The following is a 22,935-nucleotide window of genomic DNA, read 5'->3' as shown; positions in this document are numbered from 1 at the left end:
TTTAATGTGCAGCGCTTGCTTATAGCTTCTATTATAGCACTTGCAGCTTAATTACATTAATAGAATACGCATCAAAATTTTTAGTGAAGGTTTTACCCAGCCCGGTTATTTTAGATGTGTGCGGCACAATTTTATCCGGTTCTGTTATGGTATTGGTATCGCCGGGGCTGCTACCCTTTAAAGTGATCTGTACACCATCAGCAGATACTTTACTAATGCCTTTTAAATCAATTGTGATATCCTCCGCCTTGCCGGACGTATTCACTACCTTAATATAAAGCGTTCCGGTTTTGGTATCTTTACTCGCTACATAAAACAAAGCAGGGATAGGCTTAGGCATTGTACCGGCTATACTGTCCTTTTTGTTAGCGTTGCGTGTTTGGGTGGGGATATTTTCGCCGCTTACAGGCACCGTTTTATTGCCAATGTTGTTACCGAAAAGAACTTCGGCGTAATAAGATGGCGAGCCATAGCTCGATATAGCGTTGTAACCGATCAAGTCAGAACTCCATTGCATACCTCCCGGGTTAACGTTTACAAAAAGCGGTGCATAGCACGACATAATTACATGGTCGGCATTACGTTCCATCCCCGTCATCCAGGCGGCGTCGCCCAGGGCGGCATTCATATTAGGTGTTGGCGAGCCTTCGCGTGTGGCCCATTCGCCCACAAATATCTTGGGGCCTTTACGGTCGTAATCATCGTAATGGGCTGCATCTTCTTCCATCTCCCAGGCCGAGCGGTAATAATGTTCATCAATCACGTCGGGGCGGCGGGTTTTAATTTTAAACCTTTTACCCAGCCCATCGCGGCCACCGATGGTTGATATCAGTTGTAGTTTAGGATATTTGGCTTTAATAGCATCGTAAAACTGGGCAAAGCGGCCATCATAACTTCCGGATGCATCAAAACCATCTTCGTTACCAATTTCAATATAGTTTAGTTTAAAAGGTTTGGGGTGCCCGTCTTTGGCCCTTACCGCTCCCCATTTGGTATTAACATCGCCACTTACATATTCAATTTCTTCTAAAGCCTCATCAACAAAAGGTTTTAAAAAAGGCCCGGCTGGCAGGTAATCACCTTTTAAAACGTATCCGGCAAACACGGCCAAAACGGGTTCAATCTTTAAATCCTCGCACCATTCCAAATATTCCAATAAACCCATCCCGTCCGACGAGCGATAACCCCAGCAGCCGGGGTGGCCTGCGCGTTGGTCTATCGGCCCCAAAGTGGCTTTCCAGGGGAAACGGGTTGAAAACAGATCTCCCTCCAGGTAATTACCTCCAGGCAAACGCAAAAAAGCAGGTTTCATATCAGCCATCAGCTGCATAATATCCTGGCGGTTGCCGTTAGGCCTGTTGTTAAATGTTGGTGGGAATAAAGAAACCAGGTTAAACCAATAAGTGCCCGCACGGCTGGTTGATATTACAAAACGTGCCTGTGTTGTAGGTTTAACATCACTGGCAGTAGTAAGCGTCACCGAATACTTTTTCCAACCGCCTTTGCTTAGTACTACCTGTGCTGTGGCGTAGTTGGTAGCGCCATCATTGCTTTCAATGCTAACACTTAGCGGGCCAATTGCCGCATCCGTCCCTTTAGCGTAGAACGAGGCTTTATAGCTTGTTTGCGGTTTTACAGGTATTCCCCAGTAGCCTTCGTTAACTACGCCTGTTTGGCCTTCGCTTTTTTCAACCACTAACTTTAAGCAAACCGTAAGCGCATTGTTAACTGGGTTTTTAGTATCTAACTGGATATTACCTTTTCCGCCCGCCTGCTCCAAAACACTCCAGTTATTCGGGGCTTTGGGGTTATCTTTAAAAATCCGGTTCCTGATGAGTTCTGCATACAAGCCACCATCGTAGGAGTGGTTGATTTCTTCTGTCATAAGCCCAAACAGTTTCAGACTCACATCTGCACCCGGCTTGCTTAAATCGAGGGTAAGCTTGGGCGTTTGCGCTTTTAAAAAATTGGTGCTTAGCAATAGCACCAGTAGTGCAAGTTTTGTTTTCATAAAGGTTTAATCTGGTTAAAATGTCTGATTGACATTTATTAGCAATGGCTAATTTATATAAACAATACAGATATTGCAAATGCTTATTTTAGTGTACGATAGGTTAAATGTTTCTTCTAATAAAACAGGATCAGGAACGCTGCGGCGGAAACGGTAGCTTACGAAAAGCAGGCGTATATCCAGGCGGAACGCTGTGTGAACTTCCCACTCCCGACTAATCTTCGTAAATTTACGCTATGCAATCTGCACATCAAAAATACAACGCCAAATTTCAGGAGGCGCTCAATAATCTTAATCCGCAACAACTGGCCGCCGTAAATAAAATGGATGGGCCTGTGCTGGTAATTGCCGGCCCCGGAACCGGTAAAACGCAAATATTGGCCGCACGGATAGGTAAAATACTAACCGAAACCGATGCCCTCCCGCACGAAATTTTGTGCCTCACTTATACCGATGCTGGTGCCGTAGCCATGCGCAAGCGCTTATTCGATTTTATTGGCCCTGATGCCTACCGGGTAAATATTTATACCTTCCATGCATTTTGTAACGAAGTGATACAGGAAAACCTGGATTATTTTGGCAAGATGAACCTGGAGCCCCTGTCGGATCTGGATGCTGCCTTGCTTTTTCGCGAGCTGGTGGATGATTTGCCGAACGACCATGTATTGAAGCGTTTTACAGGCGACGTATACTACGATGTGCCACGGCTGAAGAGTTTGTTTTCAACCATGAAGCGTGAGGGCTGGGGCGTGGCAATGATACAGAAGGCTGTAGAAGAATATCTGACCGATATCCCTTTTCGCGATGAGTTTGTATACAAACGTGCCAATGCCAAAGCCGGTATTAAAATTGGCGACCCCAAGCAAAAGGATATTGACGCCGCTACCGAGAAGATGAAGAGTTTACTGGCAGCCGTAAGCGAATATCAAAATTACGATGCCAAGATGAAGCGCGACGGCAAGTATGATTATGATGACATGATTATCTGGGTATTGAAAGCTTTTAGGGAGGATGAGGAAATTTTGCGCCGGTACCAGGAACGTTATCAATACATCCTGGTTGATGAGTTTCAGGATACCAGCGGTTCGCAAAACGAGCTGTTAAAGTTTATGCTGGCGTATTGGGAAACACCTAACGTGTTTGTAGTTGGCGACGACGATCAATCGATATTTAAATTTCAGGGAGCCAACATGAAAAACATATTGGATTTTGCCAATGATTACGTAGCCACGCTTAATACCGTTGTTTTAAAGCATAACTACCGTTCTAACCAACATATTCTTGATATTTCAAGAGTGCTGATCGATAATAACAACGAGCGGCTAACCAAGCAGTTATCACTTGATAAAAACCTGCAGGCCGCACATCCCAGGTTTAAGGATCTGGTAGTTGAGCCAACTATCCAGGAGTATGCCAATCCCGATCAGGAAGTGGTAGATGTGGCTATGCAGATTGAAAAGCTGGTTAGCAAGGGCACAGAGCCTGGCGAAATAGCAGTAATTTACCGCAACCATAGCCAGGTAGATGAGCTGGTGCACTTTCTGGACCAAAAAAATATCGCGGTAAGCACCAAACGGAAAATTAATATCATTGAGGAGCCCTTCGGCGAAAAGATCATCAACATTTTGCGGTACCTGGCCATGGAGCTCGATTCGCCTTATAGCGGCGATGAGTTACTTTTCGAGATTATGCACTATGATTTTTTCAATATACCGCCCATTGAAATTGCCAAAGCAAGCATCAAGGTGTCTGAAGATAATTTCGGCACCTATAAAAGCGGCTTATCAAAAACATCCTTGCGCAGGCACATTGCCGAAATGCGCACACCTACGCAAACCGGTTTATTTGACCCGGTGCCCAACCTGGAAATGAAGTACCTGGTAAGCAATGTAGATTACTTGCTTAAAGCCGCTGTAAGCTTAACGCTGCAACAGTTCTTTCAGCAAATGATAGCCAAAACGGGCATCCTCAAATACATTATGCAGCAACCCAACAAAGGTTGGTATATGCAGATTCTCACCAGCATCTTCAACTTTTTGAAAGATGAGAGCCGCAAAAAACCGGATATCAGCGCTGCCGATTTTGTAGCCCTTATCGACCTGATGAAGAAAAATAAAATCAGCCTGGAATTGAACCAGGTAATCTTCACCGAAAACGGTGTTAACTTTATGACAGCCCACGGCTCTAAGGGATTAGAGTTTGAGCACGTTTTTTTAATTGGCTGCAGTAAAAAAATATGGGATGGCAAGGGCCGTAACATGGGCTTTAGCTATCCGGATACTTTAACGCAGGCCCCTGCAGATGATATCGCCCAAAAGGAAGAATCGCGAAGATTGTTTTATGTGGCGCTTACCCGTGCAAGGCAATGCCTGATGATATCGTACGCAGGTAAGGATAAAAACGGTAAAGACCAGGAAGCATCGCAATTTATAGGCGAAATATTAGCCGAAACGCATTTACAGGTAAAACACCCCCAGGTGGGCGAAGATGCTATGCTGGATTTTTATTCAACCCAGTTCAGCGAAGCCGATAAGCCTAAGGTAGAACTGATAGATAAAAACTATATTAACCAGTTGCTACAGGGTTATACTTTATCGGTAACGCACTTGAGCAATTACCTGGACTGCCCGCTAAGGTTTTATTTCCAGAACCTGATCCGGGTTCCATCGGGCAAAAGTCCGGCAGCTACCTTTGGGCAGGCGGTACACTGGGCTCTGAATAAGGCTTTCAGAAATCTGAAAGACAATAACGACGAATTCCCGCTAACTCAGGAATTTATGGACCACTACCGCTGGTATATGCGCCGCAACCGCGACTCGTTCACCAAAGAAGACTATAAGCTGAGGTTGGAATATGGAGAGCGCATATTACCTGTATATTACGAACAAAATATTGAGGTATGGAATAAAAACGCCATTACCGAAAAGGCTATAAAAAACGTGGAGATTGAAGGCATCCCGATTAAGGGTAACCTGGATAAGATTGAGTTTAACGGCAAGCAGGTAAACGTGGTAGATTATAAAACCGGCAAGTTTAAAAATGCCCGGTCGAAGTTTGACCGCCCTAACGGTGGTGACCCTAACGGCGGCGATTACTGGCGTCAGGCAGTTTTTTATAAGATATTGATAGACCATGACCTCACCAACGATTGGGACGTAATAAGTACCCAATTTGAATTTGTAGAACCCATTAGCGAAGGCGAATATCATAAAGAAAAGGTTGTGATAACGCCACAGGATGTACAACAGGTAGGGGAACAAATTAAAACAGTTTACCAGAAAATTTTAAACCATGAGTTTAGCGTAGGTTGCGGCAAAAAGGAATGCGACTGGTGCCATTTTGTAAGAAGTAATTTTGAACAGGTAGGCGATGTGATGCAGGAGGAGGAGGCATCTTAAAAAATTGTTTAAGCCAGTGGCCGAAAACATTGAACTCTGGGCTAAAGGCAATACAAACGATTAGTAATTAAGTCAGGAGTACTTAGTCCGGAGTCTTGAGTTAAAAAAATCGGAATTCCTGGTTAAGTATGAATGACTTTGATTAAATAATAACCAACATTTAGCCGAAGTTCAAAAAATCCATCGGATACTACTTCAACGATTTGGAGGGGGTGATGGAATCAGGGACATGGGCTTGTTTGAATCAGCCATTTCAAGACCCTATTCAACAAATAAAAATACCGGACTATTAATTCTATGTGATTGATATTGCTTGTTAATCTGATTTAGACTCCTTATTTTCTCATCACGCGCATATTTTCTGACTTAAAAAACAACTTTTATAAAACTAAAGCCGATAACTATAAGGCAATATAAACTTACTCTCCCCAGTTACTGCCATCCCTAAAATTGTATCAATTGGCCAGTTAATGACGATCGTCATATTTTAAGCCGCAGTATTTGCGGTTATTTGGCCATTTAATTTTCACTTAAATATGTGAATAAGGTTGAAAGGCCTTTAGGCAACTACCTTATCCAGACGAGCTATTTTTATGATCCTCTACAAACAGTTTACTTTCGATTCCGCTCATTTTTTATCGCGTGTACCTGATGGGCATAAATGCAAAGCCATTCACGGCCATACTTATCACCTCACGGTTTACGCCGAAGGTGATGTTAAGGAACAAGAGGGCTGGGTATTTGATTTTGGTGATATGACGAGTGTGGTTAAACCAATTATTGAAACCCTTGATCATGCCATGTTGAATAATATAGAGGGCTTAGAAAATCCTACTGCCGAATTATTGGCTGTATGGCTGTGGAAAAAAATCAAACCTGAACTCCCCGCTTTAAGTAAAATAGAGTTGAAGGAAACACCTACATCAGGAGTGATTTATGAGGGTGATTGAGGGGCAAGCTATTAGCCGAATTGACCGTTAATTTTTTGATTATTAAACGATACTGAAGGGGTATTGAACTAATGTTCGCTGAAAGGATGGAAGTTGTTGATAGCCATGCCCCTTAGTACCAAAAGATTCTACAGATGGATAAAAGCTACCCGGCTGCAAAACGTATGCCTTAAAAAAAATATTTCACATCATAGTCAGGCAAAGCAGCACTGGCAGATACTATCCCAAGATATTTATTGATAGAATTTTATATATAGTTAATGGTTAGGCGGCAAATTGCAGGAATCCCAAAACGCAAGTATCTGTAAATATGAATCTTACATATATCTCTATATATTAAAGATTAAATTAAAGCAGAACACATACAGTCTGGTATAGATTGTTTATTCGAATTACCCCCCTTAAAAGTACGAGTTAGCCCCCCGTTAACTCCATTTTGTTAGCTCATATTTGAATTATAATACCAATTATAATAAATAATTAGTTGTCGAATAAGATAGACTAAAAGATAACCAATACCGTAAAGACAAGGCTTAAGTTATTTGACTTCTTTGAGAATCATTCACTTGGAACTGGGATTTTTTGCCCAATCTGCTTAAGTGTCGATTTGACATATCGTCATCTAAACTATGGATACTTTGACCTTGTCAATTTTAAATAATGCAAACTTACCACACGCTTCGCGGTGGTTACTGATGCTTGTATAAAATTTAAAATGCGGTATAAAAAGGAATTATAACCACAAAACAATGTAAACCAATATAATATGAATGAAAATTCCTTAAAAATCCTCACAACTTCAAGGTTCATCACCCTAACAGCTTTTCAAAATCAAAGGCTTTTACAAACCACAACAATCATCCTATATCAATTATTAGCAACAGTATATAAGCCACACAAATAATTCCTTGCCAAGGGCCTATATCAAAACCTGATGCTAACGCATGTTAAAAGACAATAAGATAAGTTGAACGAAGAAAAACACCACATAGTATTCAACTGCACTATTATTTAAACCAATAACCATTATGAACAATTATTTAAAAAAAACAGGGATGGCTATAAGGTATGGCCTACTACCAGTTATTTTGATCTCGTTTATTTTCGCCTGTAAAAAAAGCGGAACAACGAGCAAAACTAAATACGATCCCAATTTACCTGTTCTGATCAATTCGTTTACGCCTGATTCGGGCGGCATCCGGACAAAAATTGTGATTTTCGGCTCCAACTTCGGCTCAGACAAATCTATCATCAAAGTTTTTTTTACCGACAATGAAAAAGACAGAGCCGCCACAATTGTCGGGGTAAACAATGAAATTATTTATTGCCTGGTACCTAAGCAAAACGGCGGAATCAATAATATTAAAGTAATTATTGGTACGAGTACAACTATTGCAAAAAAAACTTTCCAATACACAGTAGCGCAGAGTGTTTCTAATATAGTAGGTGTAACGGGTGTGGCCGGATCAATCAATGGCTCCCTTTCTGATGGCCGGATACAGCGAACATTTGGAATTGCTGCGCTGGGCAATGATGAATTAATCAGTTTTGAGACCCTCTCGAGCAGTGTGCGCTACATTTCTGTAACAGACAATAAGATCAGCACGTTACAAACAGGATTTGACGGTACACAACCTGCTCTTAACGCGGCCCGTACCAAAATGTACTCAATCGGCAGGGCCGCACCACATAAAGTTTATGCTTATAGCAAAAGCAACCTTTGGCAGCCCCAAATTCTATCAGCGCAGATTCCCGCAGCAGCAGGGTTAATTTTTTCGGCTGCTTTAGACGATACCGAACAGTGGTTGTATTTCAGAGATAAGAATGGAGTTTTTGGAAGGCTTGAAATTGCCAATCCAACAAATATCCAGGTGCTGAACCCTACCTGCGGTACCGCTGGCGGAACAGATTACTCCTACCTATGCTACAGCAAAACAGACGATTGCTTTTATCTTACAGTACAAAGTCTGAATGGGGTTTATAAGGTGAGCAAAGACGGTAAAACCGTAGAAACGTACGCCGGCTTTAACGGTTTGGGTCAGTTGGATGCAGCGAAAAACACAGCATCGTTTAATTCGATAGCCGGAATCTGCACGGATAGCGAGGGGAATATTTATGTGGTCGATTCAAACACTAATCTCGTCAGAAAAATAAACAGAAAATCTGGCTATGTATCTACTATAGCGGGTATTGCGGGTGTTTTCGGGGGCGCAAACGGTGTACCCAGGTTGTCGTCTTTCAATTATCCATACTGCATCCAGACAGACAATAACGATAACATCTTTATTGGAGAAAGTTGGGGATGTACCATCCGCAAGCTTGCAATTGAATAGTAGCAGGTACTTTAAAATCTAATAATATAAAACATTTAGCAAAAATGAATTCATGAAAAAAATAGTATACCTGATTTTTATTTTTTTAGTCAGTTTTAATGCCAGCTTATTGGCTCAAAATAGCTCCAAAATCACCATAACGGGAACTGTAATGGATGAACAGGGAAAAGAGCTTCCGGGCGTAACAATTTTCCTAAAAGCCAATCCGAAAACGGGAACCACCTCGGATATGGACGGTAGGTTCCGTATAGCGAATATTGACAAAAACAGCACCATTGTATTTACAATGATTAGCTATGAACGGTATGAGCTTACCCCTGGAGCATCCAAAGAAAAAGTTAAAATTGTACTTAAAGAAAAAATAACAAGCTTTAATGAGGTGCAGGTAGTGAGCTTAGGTACTCAGCGTAAAATTACTACTACAGGCGCAGTAAGTACCATTAATGTAAAAGATCTGCAAGTTCCGGCAACATCTTTGAGTAACATGCTCGGTGGCCGCGTTCCGGGCATTGTTTCAGTAACACGCAGTGGTGAACCGGGCAACGATTTTTCGGAGTTTTGGATACGAGGGATCAGCACCTTTGGAGCGAGTTCATCAGCATTGATCCTGATTGACGGTGTAGAAGGAAATCTGAATAATGTGGATCCATCAGATATCGAGAGCTTCTCCGTTCTAAAAGATGCATCTGCTACGGCGGTGTACGGTATCCGCGGAGCGAACGGCGTTGTGGTGATCAACACAAAAAGAGGAAAAGCAGGTAATTTAAAGCTCAACTTTAAGGCAAACAGCACCCTCACACAATCTGCCAGGATGCCTGATTATGTAGATGCAGGCACTTATGCACAACTTGCCAATGAGGCCCGGGTAGTTAGGGGTTTAACGCCGGTATATACCCCCACAGAGGTTACGCTTTTCAAAAGTGGTTTAGATCCCGATTTGTATCCCAATACCAATTGGCGCGACGTGATCCTGAAAGATTACTCCAGATATAGCCAATATAATTTAAACGCTTCGGGCGGCGGCACCAGTGCACGTTACTATATGAGCCTGGGATACATGAACAAGGAGGGGATCTTCAACCAGGACAAGTCGGCCAACAAATATGATGTAAACACCAATTATAATAAATACAACTTTCGTGCAAACATTGATATCGATTTAACCAAAACAACCAAATTGGCCCTGAATCTGGATGATGCCATCGTGCTGCAAAATGCTCCTGCCTATAGCTCTGACAATAGCTATTTATGGACATCACAAGCATCCATTACCCCTGTGAGCATACCGTTAAGGTACTCAAACGGCCAACTTGCTGCGTTTGGCAGCTCGGGCACCTCGCTTTCGCCCTACGCCTTGCTAAATTACACAGGTTTCAAAAAAACAAATTCCAATACCGTGAACGCGAAGTTAAGCCTACAGCAAGACCTTCAGTTTATAACACCTGGTTTAACAGCGAAGGGTTTATTCTCATGGACGTTTTATGGAACCAACACGGCCACTCACGGCAAAATAGGCGAAGCGGCTTATATTGCTAACGGCAGGGCAAACGATGGAAGCTTAATCACTACCAGAACGGTGGCCAGTTCTGATGCAGGCTATTCACAAAGTTCATTAATTACCCGCCAAATGTATATTGAGGGGCAGTTAAACTATAACAGAGTAGTTAACAAAGATCACACTTTTACCGGCTTGGTGCACGTTTACAGGCAAGAGGATATCACCTCTTCTGTTACAGCCTACGAGCTTCCTTACATGAGCATCATTCCACTGCGTTACCAGGCGCTTTCAGGGAGGGTAACTTATTCTTATAAAGACACCTATCTGTTCGAGGCAAACGCAGGCTATTCCGGGTCTGAAACTTTTAAGCCGGGTGATCAATATGGCTTTTTCCCAGCGCTATCCGCGGGATGGATCCCAACGCAATACGAATGGGTAAAAAACAACCTGCGGTTTATTGATTATTTTAAAATCAGGGGTTCATGGGGAAAAGTTGGTAACTCCCAGATAACCAACTCTAACGGGCTGCTGGTAAGATTTCCATACCAAACCATCTTAACTTCGGGCAGCAACGATTGGGGTACAACCCTTACCGAAAGTAAAGTTGGTACTGATGGGCTGAAATGGCAAACTTCAACCAAATACGATTTAGGGCTCGATGTAAAATTCCTGAAGGAAAAATTCGAATTAACAATTGACGGATTCCTGACTAAGGCCAAGGATATCTATCAACAAAGGGTAACTATTCCGAATGAGGTTGGGGTAGCGCAAGCCCCGTATCTTAATGTTGGCTCAATGGACAGCTGGGGCGCCGACGGTAACTTAAACTACCTGCAACCGCTGGGGAAAAATTTTACTTTGAATTTAAGGGGTAATTTTACTTTTGCCAGAAACAAGGTTACGCACTGGGAGCAAACAGGCATAAGCTACCCTTATCAATCGTACACCGATGTACCATACGGTGTACAGCGCGGGCTTATCGCTTTGGGTTTATTTAAAAATCAGGCAGATATAGCCAACAGCCCCATACAAACCTTCACCAACAATTATCAGCCCGGAGATATCAAATACAAGGATGTTAATGGCGATGGCGTAATTAATAACGACGATGTTGTCCCGTTGAACTATTCAAACGTACCGCGTGTAATTTATGGTTTCGCTGCTTCGTTAACCTGGAAAAAATGGACGTTTAATATCTTCTTTACCGGCCAAAACCAAGTTAGCTATTTCCTTGGCGGAGACGGTTATTATCCTTTTCAAGGTGGAACTACAGGAAATGTGCTCAGCATCGTAGCCGATCAAGGTAACAGGTGGACACCTGCTTCTTACTCAGGCACAACAGCCACCGAAAACCCGAATGCCCGTTTTCCAAGGCTAACTTATGGACAGAACCTCAACAATAACCAGGCATCAACTTTCTGGCAGGCGGATGCTTCGTTCCTGAGGCTCAAAAATGCAGAAATAGACTACCGTTGGGAAACACCATTCCTGAAACGTTATGGAATCAGTTCGGCTACCTTCAGTTTTGTTGGCGACAACCTGGCCGTTTGGGATAAAGTTAAACTTTGGGATCCGGAACAGGCATCCAGTAACGGCGCCGTTTACCCACTGCAAAGAATGTACACTTTGCAAATGTTTCTATCATTTTAAAAAGCACTCAGATGAAATCAAAACTCCACATACTATTCGCGCTCTTGTTTATAACAGGTATTATTTGCACCGGCTTAAACTCATGCAAGAAAGATTATCTTAATGTGAATGAATACCTATACGATATGACCAACATCGATAGTGTTTTTGTTGACCAGGATAAACTTTTAACGTATGTTAATGGTATCGCTTCCTATCTTCCTGATGAGGACAAGTTATGGACATCATCCTGGTCGCCATTCCAGGGGTCTTCAGATGAGAATTTTTCCTCCTGGGATGATGATCGTCATGCTGGTATTAAATTGTTGCTTGGCGAGATTACGCCATATACGGCCAACAGCTATTTCAACAATTATAGCACATGGTACAAAGGGATCAGGAAAGCCAATACGGTTATTGCCAAAATTGACCAGACAAGGGGCTTGTCTATCACATCAAAACGGCAGTATTTGGGCGAGATGTATTTCTTTAAAGGTTATTTTATGTACCTGCTGTTACAGGAATATGGCCCGGCTGTGATTCCGCCTGATAACGTTTTGGACGTTAGCTCCAACACCACAGAATTATCCCAGGAAAGAAACAGCTATGATGATTGTGTGAACTATGTAATTACGAATATGGAGTTGGCGGCCACTTATTTACCTGCAACAAAAGAGGCCTTGTCAGATATTTATCGTCCAACGTCTGGAGCTGCGCTTGCTACTCTTTCCCGTTTGCTATTGGAGGCGGCAAGCCCAATGTATAATGGCAATCAATCCTATTCGGGTTGGAAAAAATCGGATGGCACACCATTTATTTCGCAAACGAGGGATAATACCAAGTGGGGAAAGGCAGCTGTAATGGCAAAACGTATTATGCAAACAGGGCTTTACGAACTTTATACCTATCCAATTAGTGCCGACACCGACCCATTAGCTTACAACGTGCCTACGGCAGCCTACCCCAACGGTGCCGGTGGAATTGATCCGTATCGCTCCTATAAATATACTTTTATAGGTGAGGTACCGGCCAATAGTAACCGCGAAGTGATCTGGTGCACCAGGGTTAATCCAACCGCCGGCGATTCGCCCTTATGGCTGTCTACCCCTGCGCAATTGGGAGGCGGAAATGGCTTAAACCTAACCCAGGATCTTGTTGATTCATATAAAATGAAGGACGGCTTTGATATTAATAACTCAAGCACCACATTTCCTTACCCAGGCAGTAGCACCGCCTATCAGCCTATCGGAACTGCTAAAAACATCTCTGATGTACAATTAGTTTCAAACACGGCAAAAATGTACAATAACCGCGAGGCGCGTTTTTATGCCACTATCGGCTTTTGCCATTCTTATTGGAAGGGCACATCTTACACCGGATCCGGCGCCTACAAAAACCTCGAAGTAACTTACTACTCCGATGGCACTGCGGCTCCTACTGTTAACTATCCAAATGACTATAATCATACCGGATACACTTGTATCAAGTATAATCATCCGTTTGATAACATGCAGGCTACCGCTGCAATTACCAATAAAACTTTCCCGATTTTCAGATACGCGGAAATTCTTTTGAATTATGCTGAGGCGCTAAATGAATTGAACAGCTCATATACAGATGTAAACGCCAGCATTACAGTAGACAGAAATCTTGAAGAAATAAAATCTGCCTTTAACCGGGTTAGGTTTAGGGCCGGTTTGCCGGGATTATCTACAGCAGAGTTAGCCAGCCAGGAGAGCATCAGAAATGCGATTAAGTTAGAGAGGAAAGTTGAGTTTGCCTGCGAAGGCCGCCGCTATCACGATCTGAGACGATGGTTAGACGCGCCAACGGCCTATAGCAAACCGGTTACCGGTATGAATGTAAAAACAACAAGCACGCAAAGAGATAGGTTCTATACGCCAACCACGATAAGCGAACCGTTGACTTACAGGGCCTGGAGCTTTAAAATGTACTTCTGGCCCATACCTAAGGAATCAATTGACAAAAATGCCAAGTTAGTGCAAAACCCAGGCTGGTAATAGTTGCCACTGTAAGTTAATTAATTAAAAAAGCTGCTCAGGCAATGGCTCTATGAGCCTGGTATTTGCCGGTTAAAATCTATAGAAATGAAAAAATTAGACATCATCATAATCCCATTAATTGCCTTATCGGCAATTTTTAGTGGGTGCCAGAAAAAAAACCCACTCGACAACGAACAGTATATCAAACAGATATACATCGTAGGAGCAAACAATTCAAATAATGGGGGGCTTTCTATCATGACCCTACCCTATTCGCAAACGGCCGATCAGGAACAGATAGCCGATATCTCCGTAGCCACTTCGGGGAGCCAGAATATTGATCGTGATATAACCGCAACGCTGGCAGACGCCGGAACGGCTAATATAGCGAGATACAATTTTCTGTACCTTTATAAAACTACAGACATCAAGTATCAAAAGCTGGATCCTGCATTTTACAGCATACCCAACAAAACGGTGAAAGTTAATGCAGGCGAAACTTATGGCACTACTGCTTTAAGGGTTAAAACAGCTAATCTGCAACCCGACTCACTTTATGCGGTAACGGTTAAAATTTCATCGGTATCAGACCCCAATTATATTTCGATCAGGAAAACCGATACGGTGCTGATGATTTCATTCGCACTCACCAATGCCTATTCCAACACTTACCAGGTACAGGGGAAGTACTATAAATTGGGTACGAGCGGGCCCGGTGATACCGTAACCTTATCCCTTCCAAGAGTGATGAAGGCACTGGACTACAACACCGTTCGCTTCTATCATCTTTCAAATGCCGAAGCAGTAACCAATGCTATTCCGTATGGTGTAAAGGTAAAAGTTAATGACGACAATACCTTAACTATTACCCCTTATGGGACCTTGGTTTTAACAGGTGGCTCAGGGAAGTACGATCCGAAAACAGGCACTTTTACGATAACTTATAATTATACGGTTTCAGGAGTGGTTTATCAGTTTACCGGAACGTTTAAACGAAATAGCACGGGTAGTTAACCCTGGATTTACAATTTGTTGCTGGAACATAATTCGCAGCTACCTCTGTTAAACCAAGAACGCCAAAGCCCTGAATATGATGGGCTTTGGCGTTTTCAATATTAGATATTTCAAGATGTGATCTGATCAGAAAAAAAGGCATGGCTACTTACCTGGCCGACTGAGTAGGCCCAAGGATTCTTTTTTTACTCTTTATATTTTTTCAAACAAAACCTTTTGTGTGTTAAAAGTATAGGTAGCATCCATTAATTCCAGTAATTGTGGCCACTGAGCTACTTTCTCAAAATTATGGTTATATATCTTCGTTAATTTGATAGTTAACATATCACCTTTTACTCCTGCAACAACGGTAAATAAGCCTGCATCATTTTTACTGGTATGGTTCAATTCCTCAAAACCCTTAACCTGGTAACCTTTCGGGATGGAAATATTGATATCATAACTGAATGTACGGGCTGCTGGCATATAAACATCAACGCTTCTCTGCCTTTCTTTATCCTCTACTTTAGTGTAGGCGCCCATTAACTTGCCCGCCTCCAAAATATAATTATTGCCGGCGCGTTTTACAAAGTTATCCATCTCAAATGCTCCGGTATAGCTAAAAACAGGCGATGCACTGGTAACACCAACATTGGTTACTTTATAATCAGTTAAATTTTGTGGGTCCTGGCCAAACTCGCCCGATATTTCGTTCTTAAAGTTATCTGCCAGTTCCTCTCTTGCCTTAACGTTGGCATTGGCTCTTTCAATACTCAGTTTGGTTGTTTTTACCTTGTTCTCTTTTTTAACATCCGGAAAACACGCCGTTTTCAACACAGGCGAAATATCTGCAGTTAATAATAAATCGGCTTGGTTATCTCTCAAAGCTCCAGCTTCATTAACCGTGCGCTCAATTTTTACCTTTTGCATATTCGAGGGTAGCAATGAAACCATCAGCTTGCTACTCGAATAATTATCTTTACTTGGTGTTACCGGTATGGTAGTGTGGCTTAATTCAAAATTATCAAAGTTGCGTTTTTTGGGCGACAGCACTATAGCCTCCTCGCCCTGGTAAATCTCCGGGATTTCGTTAAACTGGGTAAATATGTCGTCAAAACACATGTACAGGTGTTTACTGCCATTATTGATCCTGATCATGGCATCCAGATCTCCTTCATTAAAAACGTTATCTAACGAACTGCTGTTGCGAGATGATGCTAAAAGTACATCAAAGTCTACCTCCATGTCAAACAAGGTATGCGCAATTTCCATTACGGCATACCGGTTAGGAAAACGGATCTTATTTCTCTCGGTGCCTACATATACCTGTTTGTCATTATCAACAGCAACAATGTACATGTTATATTTCCACTTATCGTACAGAATGCGCATCAGGCTATCTAAAGGAGCTGCTTTAAACTCTTTGGCTGAATCGTAATACTTTTTAAGGGCCGATTTGTAATCGGTATAAACGTACCTTTTACCCGTAGAAAAAAAAAGTTCATAGGTTTGCACAGCTTCATCTATTCTGGATATATCTTTTTTCTTGCTGAAAAATATTCCCCGATTTGTTTGAAGATTGGCGCTAAGCTCAATATACGGATATTGCCTCAGGGTAGAAGTCCAAAGTTGGCCTTCGTATTTAGGCAGATTAGTCATTTTTAAATTGTAAACTTTATCCCCGTTATCAGTTGTACTTTCTTTAAATTCAGGCGCTTTATTGGCACTAATATAATGCACGGTAACCTTACTGTTATATTGCAGGCTTAACTCGTAATTAAGAATGGGATATTCCCCCCTTAGCACAAACAAGTAATTGCTGTTGCCGCCCTTTGCGGCATAATCCTCAACAATTTCCACTTTGCAAACATAGTAATCCAGTATATCGCCAACTTCCAGACCCGGTATGGCCAATTTGCCTTGCTTATCTTTAGTTTCGTTTTTGGTAAGTACCTCTTCGCTGGTGTTAACTATAATCTCCCGTCCATCGGCCTTTATAATTTTAGCTCCTATGTAATTGTCTTTTTTGTCGTACGTTTTATTGATAAAACCTTGCGTTTTATCAAGGCTTTTTTGGTACGATAAAGTTGCATAATCCTCGAGCGCGGCTTTGTCGTTTATTTTTACCCGCTCGCGATAAGTGGTTACCCGGTTGGTGCGTGTTGCGCTGGTAGTCCTGGCAAAGGCAAATTTAAGGCGGCTGTTTGACGACTGCTCCACGTTTGTATATTTGGCAATGATAACCGCGCTTTCCTTTTCCATACCGGCAGGGATGGTTTTAATATCAAATGCAGGCTTTTGATCGCCCCATACTTTGGCATTAACATCTGCGGCCTTCTGCGCGTAAGTTAGATCTTTGTCTTTGTTTTGTGCAGATACCTGCATACAAACACCTAAGGAGAATAAAAATGATAAGGTAAAAATTTTCATGAAATTTTATTGGGCGGTTAAAACAAGTTGTTGGTTATAGGCTTCGGTAAGCTTGGCAATATCGTTGTTCCACAGGGCGAATTGCGATTTTGCAATACGCGTGTTTTTTAAAACGATGCTCTTTTTATAAAGCACTTTATCATTTTGTTTACTATATTGTATGGTAAACTCATAATTGTTGTTTTGTATAGCCAGGTTTGGTGGCAGGGATGTAACCCGGTATCCGGCAGGCACCGTTAGCTCTGTTTGGCGGCTGATGTTCATTTTATAATCAAACCAGTAATCGTTTGATCTCTGGGCGGTATCAATGTTCCAGCCGTTCAGCTCTTTCCTTTGATCCATATCAACATAATAATCCTTACCAAAGCGCGAAACACCATTTTTAAAAGATAAGGTGTAGCTGATGCTTAAATCCCGATCGATGTCGTTTAAATCCGATGTTATCAGGTTACTGATCACGTAATCACTATTGCGGTTTGACAGGTACTTATCCAGCGCCTCGCCCGATTTGTTTTTTTGCATATCGTTGAGATTTCCGAGCATGTATTCCTTTTCCTCACCCTTCCATACATGTTCTGCTATTCCCTGGATATCGGTACCGGCAATGCTGATGCGGCGCTTCTCACTATCCAGGTTCTGCGCAAAGGTTGTAGCGGGTACATGTGTCAGGATATATTGATCGCCGTTCTCAATTAAAACCTGGCGTCCCTGTATTCTTTCGGCGTACTCATCAAAACCGTTGTAAGTTTCGGTAGCATCCAAAAAGTATGTTTTCCCTTTAAAAATCAAAGCGCATATCATGTGATTGTCTACCGCGAGCGAGGGCGTACTATAATCATAAGCGATGTGGTTGGTGCCTATCCAGCACAGGCGGGCATCATAACCGAGGGCACATAACAACTCCTTAGTTAAATGTGCCATACCTTTACAGTCGCCATAATTTTTTCTTAACACTTCATCGGCTTTTTCGGGCTTAAAGCCTGCCATGCCATTTTCAAAAGCCAGGTAATGGATATTTTTCTGCATCCAGTAAAACACTGCCTTTATTTTATCCATATCGGCGGTTTTATCTTTTACTATCTCCAGAGCCTTAGCCTTTAGCACCGCTTTATCATTGCCCATATCTTTTGTAATTAAATGATACCAGGCATATTGATCTTTCAGCTCATTAAAATAGGTAACCTGATTACCGTTAGCCGACGACGATTTACATTGAATAAGCAGATGCGGTAAAACATAAGTTGGCCCCGGGCTATTATCTTCCTGTTCTTCGGCGGCAAGGTTATTGATGGTGAAGGTAATAACATCCGCATCGTTATGACTATCGTAACGGGTTGTTTTGGTAATATCTGCTCCGGCAAAGTTTAACTCCTTTATATCAACCTTCATCCAGCGCGGTATTTTAATCGTAACTTCTTTATGCAGCACCTTGTAATGTTCGGGGAAAAATATGCTCGTAAAGTATTTAGGGTCTTTAACGGTCTCTTCAAAAGTAACCTTGCCGGTAGCTCCTTTTTTTTCGAGTGCGAGGGGGAAGTAGCAAACGCGTTCGTCCGAGTAAAAAACATCCCTTATTTTGTAATAAGTGTATTCGGGCTTAATGGTTCTGTCGCGTCTGCCATCCACATTAAAATCTACATCGTCGATAGAAACCTGGTCGTTATACATCTCGGTTATGGGGATAACTTCCCTAAAACCATTACAATAGTAATTGGTAATTAATTTTTGTTTAATCTCAACTTGCTGGGTCTTAGCATTGAAAACAAACTCGTAACTCTGGTTGGAAGAAGAGATGGTAACGTTTTTATCTTTGGGTAAGCCAAGCACATTAAGCACCCCGAAAAAAAGAATAGTAGTTACCGCGAATGCAAGTTTAAACATTGTATTAAGGCAGATTGTAAGTTCCCTAATATAATAAAAGCATTATTTGAACTAAAATATATTTCAATATGATTTTGATAAACTGACCGGGGCCTAACGTACCACATTAAGTTATTTATTAAGCGAAAGCAGCGGATAGCATGAAAGCACAACAAAAACACTAATCACATTGCTGATTAGTTTAACATCTATGAGGAGAATTTAGAACGCAAAACAACTGATAACCCACAGCCCGACCGTATAATACCCATCGTAAGCTACAGGCTACCAGGAAAAATCAAGATGGATTATGCCTTACTGGGCATCATAAATAACCACCTTATCGAAAAACACACGGAACTCATCCAAAAAAGCTTTGTGCAATGGATGTACCTGATAAATATCGTGCGCGGCGAGATCGTCAAAAAACAAAATCAGGCTAAAGGTGTAGGTGGTATCTACAACGGCGCGCTCTATAGGTGCCGGTGTGCCGATATGGAATGTTTTAACAACTTCGACATTTTGAAGCGTTTGCAGGCTTTTATAAAATGCTGCTTTCTGCTCGCTGGAGGTATCGGCTTTTAGCCAGAATAAAACGTGGTGTGCTATCATTGAATTTATTTTCACCAAATATACAAATTGAGCCGTAACACTGTGAGGCTTGCTTTTACAAACAAATTTATTGGCGCAAACAGTCCTTTTAGCTTTCCGGTTTGTTACGCTCCTGCCAAAGTTTGCTGAATGATTTTGCTGCTACTTTGGGCATCTGCCTAAACTGCCCCCACGTTTTTTTGAAGAAGGTTTTAAGCAGCCAATTTTTAATTCCGCCACCCAAAAAGTCCGTTAGCTTCCGGCTCAGCATCGCCTTTTTCCATACGACCCAACCCCATTCTTCCTTTTGTTCGGCCAGTTTATCTTTCACCGCGTCTCGCCGGTTAAGCAGCAGCATTTTATGGATATCAATTTTTACGGGGCAAACTTCAGAGCAGCGTCCGCAAAGGCTCGATGCAAAGCTAAGATGTTTAAAATCTTCCATCCCACGCATGTGGGGCGTTATTACCGAGCCTATGGGGCCGCTGTAAGGTGTATTGTAAGTATGGCCACCTACATTTTTATAAATGGGGCATGCGTTTAAACAAGCACCACAACGGATGCAGTATAAACCCTGGCGCTGCTCTTTTTGAGCCAGCAACTTGGTGCGGCCATTGTCTAACAAGATTACATACATTTCGTCGGGCCCATCGGTTTCATCCGGCTGGCGCGGGCCGCTCAATATCGTGTTATATACCGTTAGGTTTTGCCCTGTTCCGTGGGTAGCCAGCATGGGCCAAAATAAATCAAGATCGGCAATAGAGGGGATAACCTTCTCAACACCTACGATGGCGATATGTATTTTAGGGAATGTAGTAGTTAAACGGGCATTACCTTCGTTCTCACTGATGGCGATGCTGCCGGTATCGGCTATTAAAAAATTGGCCCCGGTAATGCCGACATCCGCTTTTAAATATTTCTCTCTTAGCAGTTCGCGCGCTTTCAGTACAATCTGCTCTGATGTAGCATCTATGGGTGTGCCAAAACGCTCATTAAACAATTTGGCAATATCATCCTTAGACAGATGCATAGCCGGGGTAACAATATGATAAGGCTTTTGGCCCAGCAATTGTACAATATACTCGCCCAGGTCGGTTTCGAGCGATTCGATGCCGTTACTTTCTAAAAATTCGTTTAAATGAATTTCTTCGGTAACCATCGATTTTGATTTAACAACAGTTTTTGCTCCGGCCCTTTGCATTATAGCCAGAATTTCGCGCTGCGCTTCTTCGGCATCGTTCGCCCAGATCACTTTGCCGCCACGCTTTTGAAAATTGGCTTCAAAGTCTGGCAGAACCTTGTCGAGAGTTTCAATTACTTTCCATTTAATTACATGCGCCTTGCGTTTTGCATGCTCCAGGTTACTAAAAGCGGATAATCCCTTCTTAACAGCCACGTCATATTTGCCGATATTGTAATTAATAATACGGCGGTGATCTGTATCAAATACCTTATTCTCAGACGAAACTACAAATTCTTCCGCAATGGTTGTCATGTTAGCGAAATTAGCTATTATTTTTTATTGATTGGATGATTTATTATTGATCGGGATTTTAACGATTGCCGGGATCTATTTGATATCATCGGCTTTGATGATGAAATCCCTTTGCAAATTCAACAATACCAGCTATTCCTTCAATCCAATTAAAACTTTAGTCCCTTTGCCGGGCATGGTGTCAATATCCAATGTACCGTTATACACGCTTAACCTGTTTTTAATACTCGACAGTCCCGAACCAGTATAGGTTCTGTGGGTTTCAATATATATAAATCCCTTTCCGTCATCAATAACTTCAATAGCGATATGATTGTTTTTTTTTAGTAAGGTAATGTTGATAACGGTTGCCTGAGCATGTTTGATACTGTTGTTAACCAACTCCTGAACGATCCTGAAAATGCTGATTTCCATTGCCGGATCCAGCCTCTGCATTAGGCCGGCTAAGGTGGCTTTAATACTTAAAGTAGCCGTGCTTAACCGCTTGCACATCTCTTCGATAGTGATGGCTAAGCCAAAATCAGTTAAAACGGAAGGTGCCAGTTCAAAAGCGATATTACGGGTTTCTTGTATCGATAGCTCAATTAGTTGGTTAACCTTTTTTAACTGGTCGTTTTCCGGATGCTGGTTTTGAAGGTTCAGTTTAATGCCGTACAGCAACTGGCTCACACTATCGTGCAATGTTTCGCTTATCCTTTTTCTTTCGTTCTCCTGGGCTTGCAGCGTAGCTGCCATAATATTTTTTTGCTGACTCAGCCTGAGCTCGTCAGCCTCGTGCTCCAATTGCTTTTTCTGACTGATATCAATTAAAATGCCTACAAAATTACGCGTCTCAGTTTGTTCATTATAGCCCACGTGCCCTCGGGCGGCCACATAGCATATTTTATAGGCTTGACAAATTACGCGATACTCAATATCCAACTCTTTTTCCAGACTTAAAGCCTCCTGCAGTTTCTCTTCCACCATTTTACGGTCGTCGGGATAAATCGCGCTTAAAAAAGTTTCGGAGCGCCCGTCAAATTGTTCATCCTGAAAGCCGAAAATGTCCCTGCTAAAATTATCCAGAAATATTTCGCCGGTTTTAAGGTTAATTTCCCATGTGCCGGCGGCTGATGAGCTAAGCGCGATATTTAAACGCTCATTTGCGTTGCTCAGTTTTAACGCGGCATTAGTACGTTCGGTAATATCAAACAAAGCAATATAAAACCGGATATTTTCACCGGGATTTTTTGGTGTCGAGATCCCTTCCAGTTGCGCGTGAAACGTATCGCCACCATAGGTTTGTAAGGTTATCTGGCAGCTATGCTTGTAATCAGAAAAGCGCAGGCTCTGTAAAAAACTCGAAAATATTTCAGTCTCGTTTAAATAAACAAAATTTTGAAACCGCCTATTGATAACTAAATTTTTGGTAACGTTCAGCATCTGCAGCCCAATGGCATTTACTTCTTCAATGATACCAAAATGGTTCAATATAAAATAACCAACCGGGGCCAGGTCAAACAGCCCGGCAAATTTGGCTCTCTGAAGTTCAAGTTGCTCGTTTGATATCCGGAGCTCGTCGTTTTGCATCTCAAGCTCAATTTGCTGCACCTGTATGTTATGCAACAAATCGCTAACCTCCATCGACGAAAACTCGGGAGTCGGTATCCCACCCACTTTTGATATGGCTTTTTCGGCCTCTTTTCGCAATCGCGACAGGGCATCGCCAGCTTTATCATGAACCGTTTTTTTCGCCAAAATAATC

Annotated in this window: 12 protein-coding genes; 6 read left to right on the top strand and 6 right to left on the bottom strand. The window is 42.2% G+C overall.

Annotation, left to right across the window (positions count from 1 at the left end; genetic code table 11):
• Positions 1 to 31: 31 nt before the first annotated feature.
• Positions 32 to 2,011, bottom strand: a complete 1,980-nt coding sequence (locus MUCPA_RS18880; protein WP_008508585.1) for an alpha-L-arabinofuranosidase C-terminal domain-containing protein — start codon at positions 2,009 to 2,011, stop codon at positions 32 to 34.
• Between the two features lie 236 nt (positions 2,012 to 2,247).
• Between MUCPA_RS18880 and MUCPA_RS18875 the strand changes: the two genes are divergently transcribed.
• The 6 genes from MUCPA_RS18875 to MUCPA_RS18845 all read left to right on the top strand — a co-directional run bounded on the left by MUCPA_RS18875 (position 2,248) and on the right by MUCPA_RS18845 (position 14,836).
• Positions 2,248 to 5,409, top strand: a complete 3,162-nt coding sequence (locus MUCPA_RS18875; protein ID WP_008508583.1) for an ATP-dependent helicase — start codon at positions 2,248 to 2,250, stop codon at positions 5,407 to 5,409.
• 593 nt (positions 5,410 to 6,002) lie between these two features.
• A complete protein-coding gene (queD, locus tag MUCPA_RS18870; protein WP_008508581.1) occupies positions 6,003 to 6,359 on the top strand; it encodes a 6-carboxytetrahydropterin synthase QueD in 357 nt (118 codons plus the stop codon).
• 1,028 nt (positions 6,360 to 7,387) lie between these two features.
• Complete coding sequence (locus MUCPA_RS18860) at positions 7,388 to 8,692, top strand: IPT/TIG domain-containing protein (RefSeq protein ID WP_008508579.1); 1,305 nt, start codon at positions 7,388 to 7,390, stop codon at positions 8,690 to 8,692.
• Between the two features lie 52 nt (positions 8,693 to 8,744).
• Positions 8,745 to 11,840: a SusC/RagA family TonB-linked outer membrane protein gene (locus tag MUCPA_RS18855; protein ID WP_008508577.1), complete on the top strand. Its 3,096-nt coding sequence runs from the start codon at positions 8,745 to 8,747 to the stop codon at positions 11,838 to 11,840.
• A gap of 11 nt (positions 11,841 to 11,851) precedes the next feature.
• Positions 11,852 to 13,840 carry a RagB/SusD family nutrient uptake outer membrane protein gene (locus MUCPA_RS18850; protein WP_008508574.1) on the top strand — a complete coding sequence of 663 codons (1,989 nt, stop codon included), beginning with the start codon at positions 11,852 to 11,854 and terminating at the stop codon, positions 13,838 to 13,840.
• 87 nt (positions 13,841 to 13,927) lie between these two features.
• On the top strand, positions 13,928 to 14,836 hold the full coding sequence (locus tag MUCPA_RS18845; RefSeq protein WP_008508572.1) for a BT_3044 domain-containing protein: 909 nt from the start codon (positions 13,928 to 13,930) through the stop codon (positions 14,834 to 14,836).
• Positions 14,837 to 15,028: 192 nt separating this feature from the next.
• On the opposite strand, the gene MUCPA_RS18840 is transcribed toward MUCPA_RS18845, so the two are convergent.
• The 5 genes from MUCPA_RS18840 to MUCPA_RS36250 form a co-directional block, all read right to left on the bottom strand.
• A complete protein-coding gene (locus MUCPA_RS18840; RefSeq protein WP_008508571.1) occupies positions 15,029 to 17,245 on the bottom strand; it encodes a DUF3857 domain-containing protein in 2,217 nt (738 codons plus the stop codon).
• Positions 17,246 to 17,251: 6 nt separating this feature from the next.
• Positions 17,252 to 19,126 (bottom strand): transglutaminase-like domain-containing protein, encoded by a 1,875-nt coding sequence (locus MUCPA_RS18835; protein ID WP_008508569.1) that lies wholly within the window; start codon positions 19,124 to 19,126, stop codon positions 17,252 to 17,254.
• 294 nt (positions 19,127 to 19,420) lie between these two features.
• The gene (locus tag MUCPA_RS18830; protein WP_008508567.1) at positions 19,421 to 19,717 is read right to left on the bottom strand and encodes a Dabb family protein; all 297 of its coding nucleotides are present in this window, start codon (positions 19,715 to 19,717) and stop codon (positions 19,421 to 19,423) included.
• 88 nt (positions 19,718 to 19,805) lie between these two features.
• Positions 19,806 to 21,191 carry a LutB/LldF family L-lactate oxidation iron-sulfur protein gene (locus MUCPA_RS18825; RefSeq protein ID WP_008508565.1) on the bottom strand — a complete coding sequence of 462 codons (1,386 nt, stop codon included), beginning with the start codon at positions 21,189 to 21,191 and terminating at the stop codon, positions 19,806 to 19,808.
• 132 nt (positions 21,192 to 21,323) lie between these two features.
• On the bottom strand, positions 21,324 to 22,928 hold the full coding sequence (locus MUCPA_RS36250; RefSeq protein WP_008508564.1) for a PAS domain-containing protein: 1,605 nt from the start codon (positions 22,926 to 22,928) through the stop codon (positions 21,324 to 21,326).
• Positions 22,929 to 22,935 lie beyond the last annotated feature (7 nt).

Source organism: Mucilaginibacter paludis DSM 18603 (assembly GCF_000166195.2).
GTDB lineage: Bacteria > Bacteroidota > Bacteroidia > Sphingobacteriales > Sphingobacteriaceae > Mucilaginibacter > Mucilaginibacter paludis.
The sequence above is the reverse complement of the archived record's forward strand: the minus strand, read 5'-3'. Positions and strand labels throughout refer to the sequence as shown.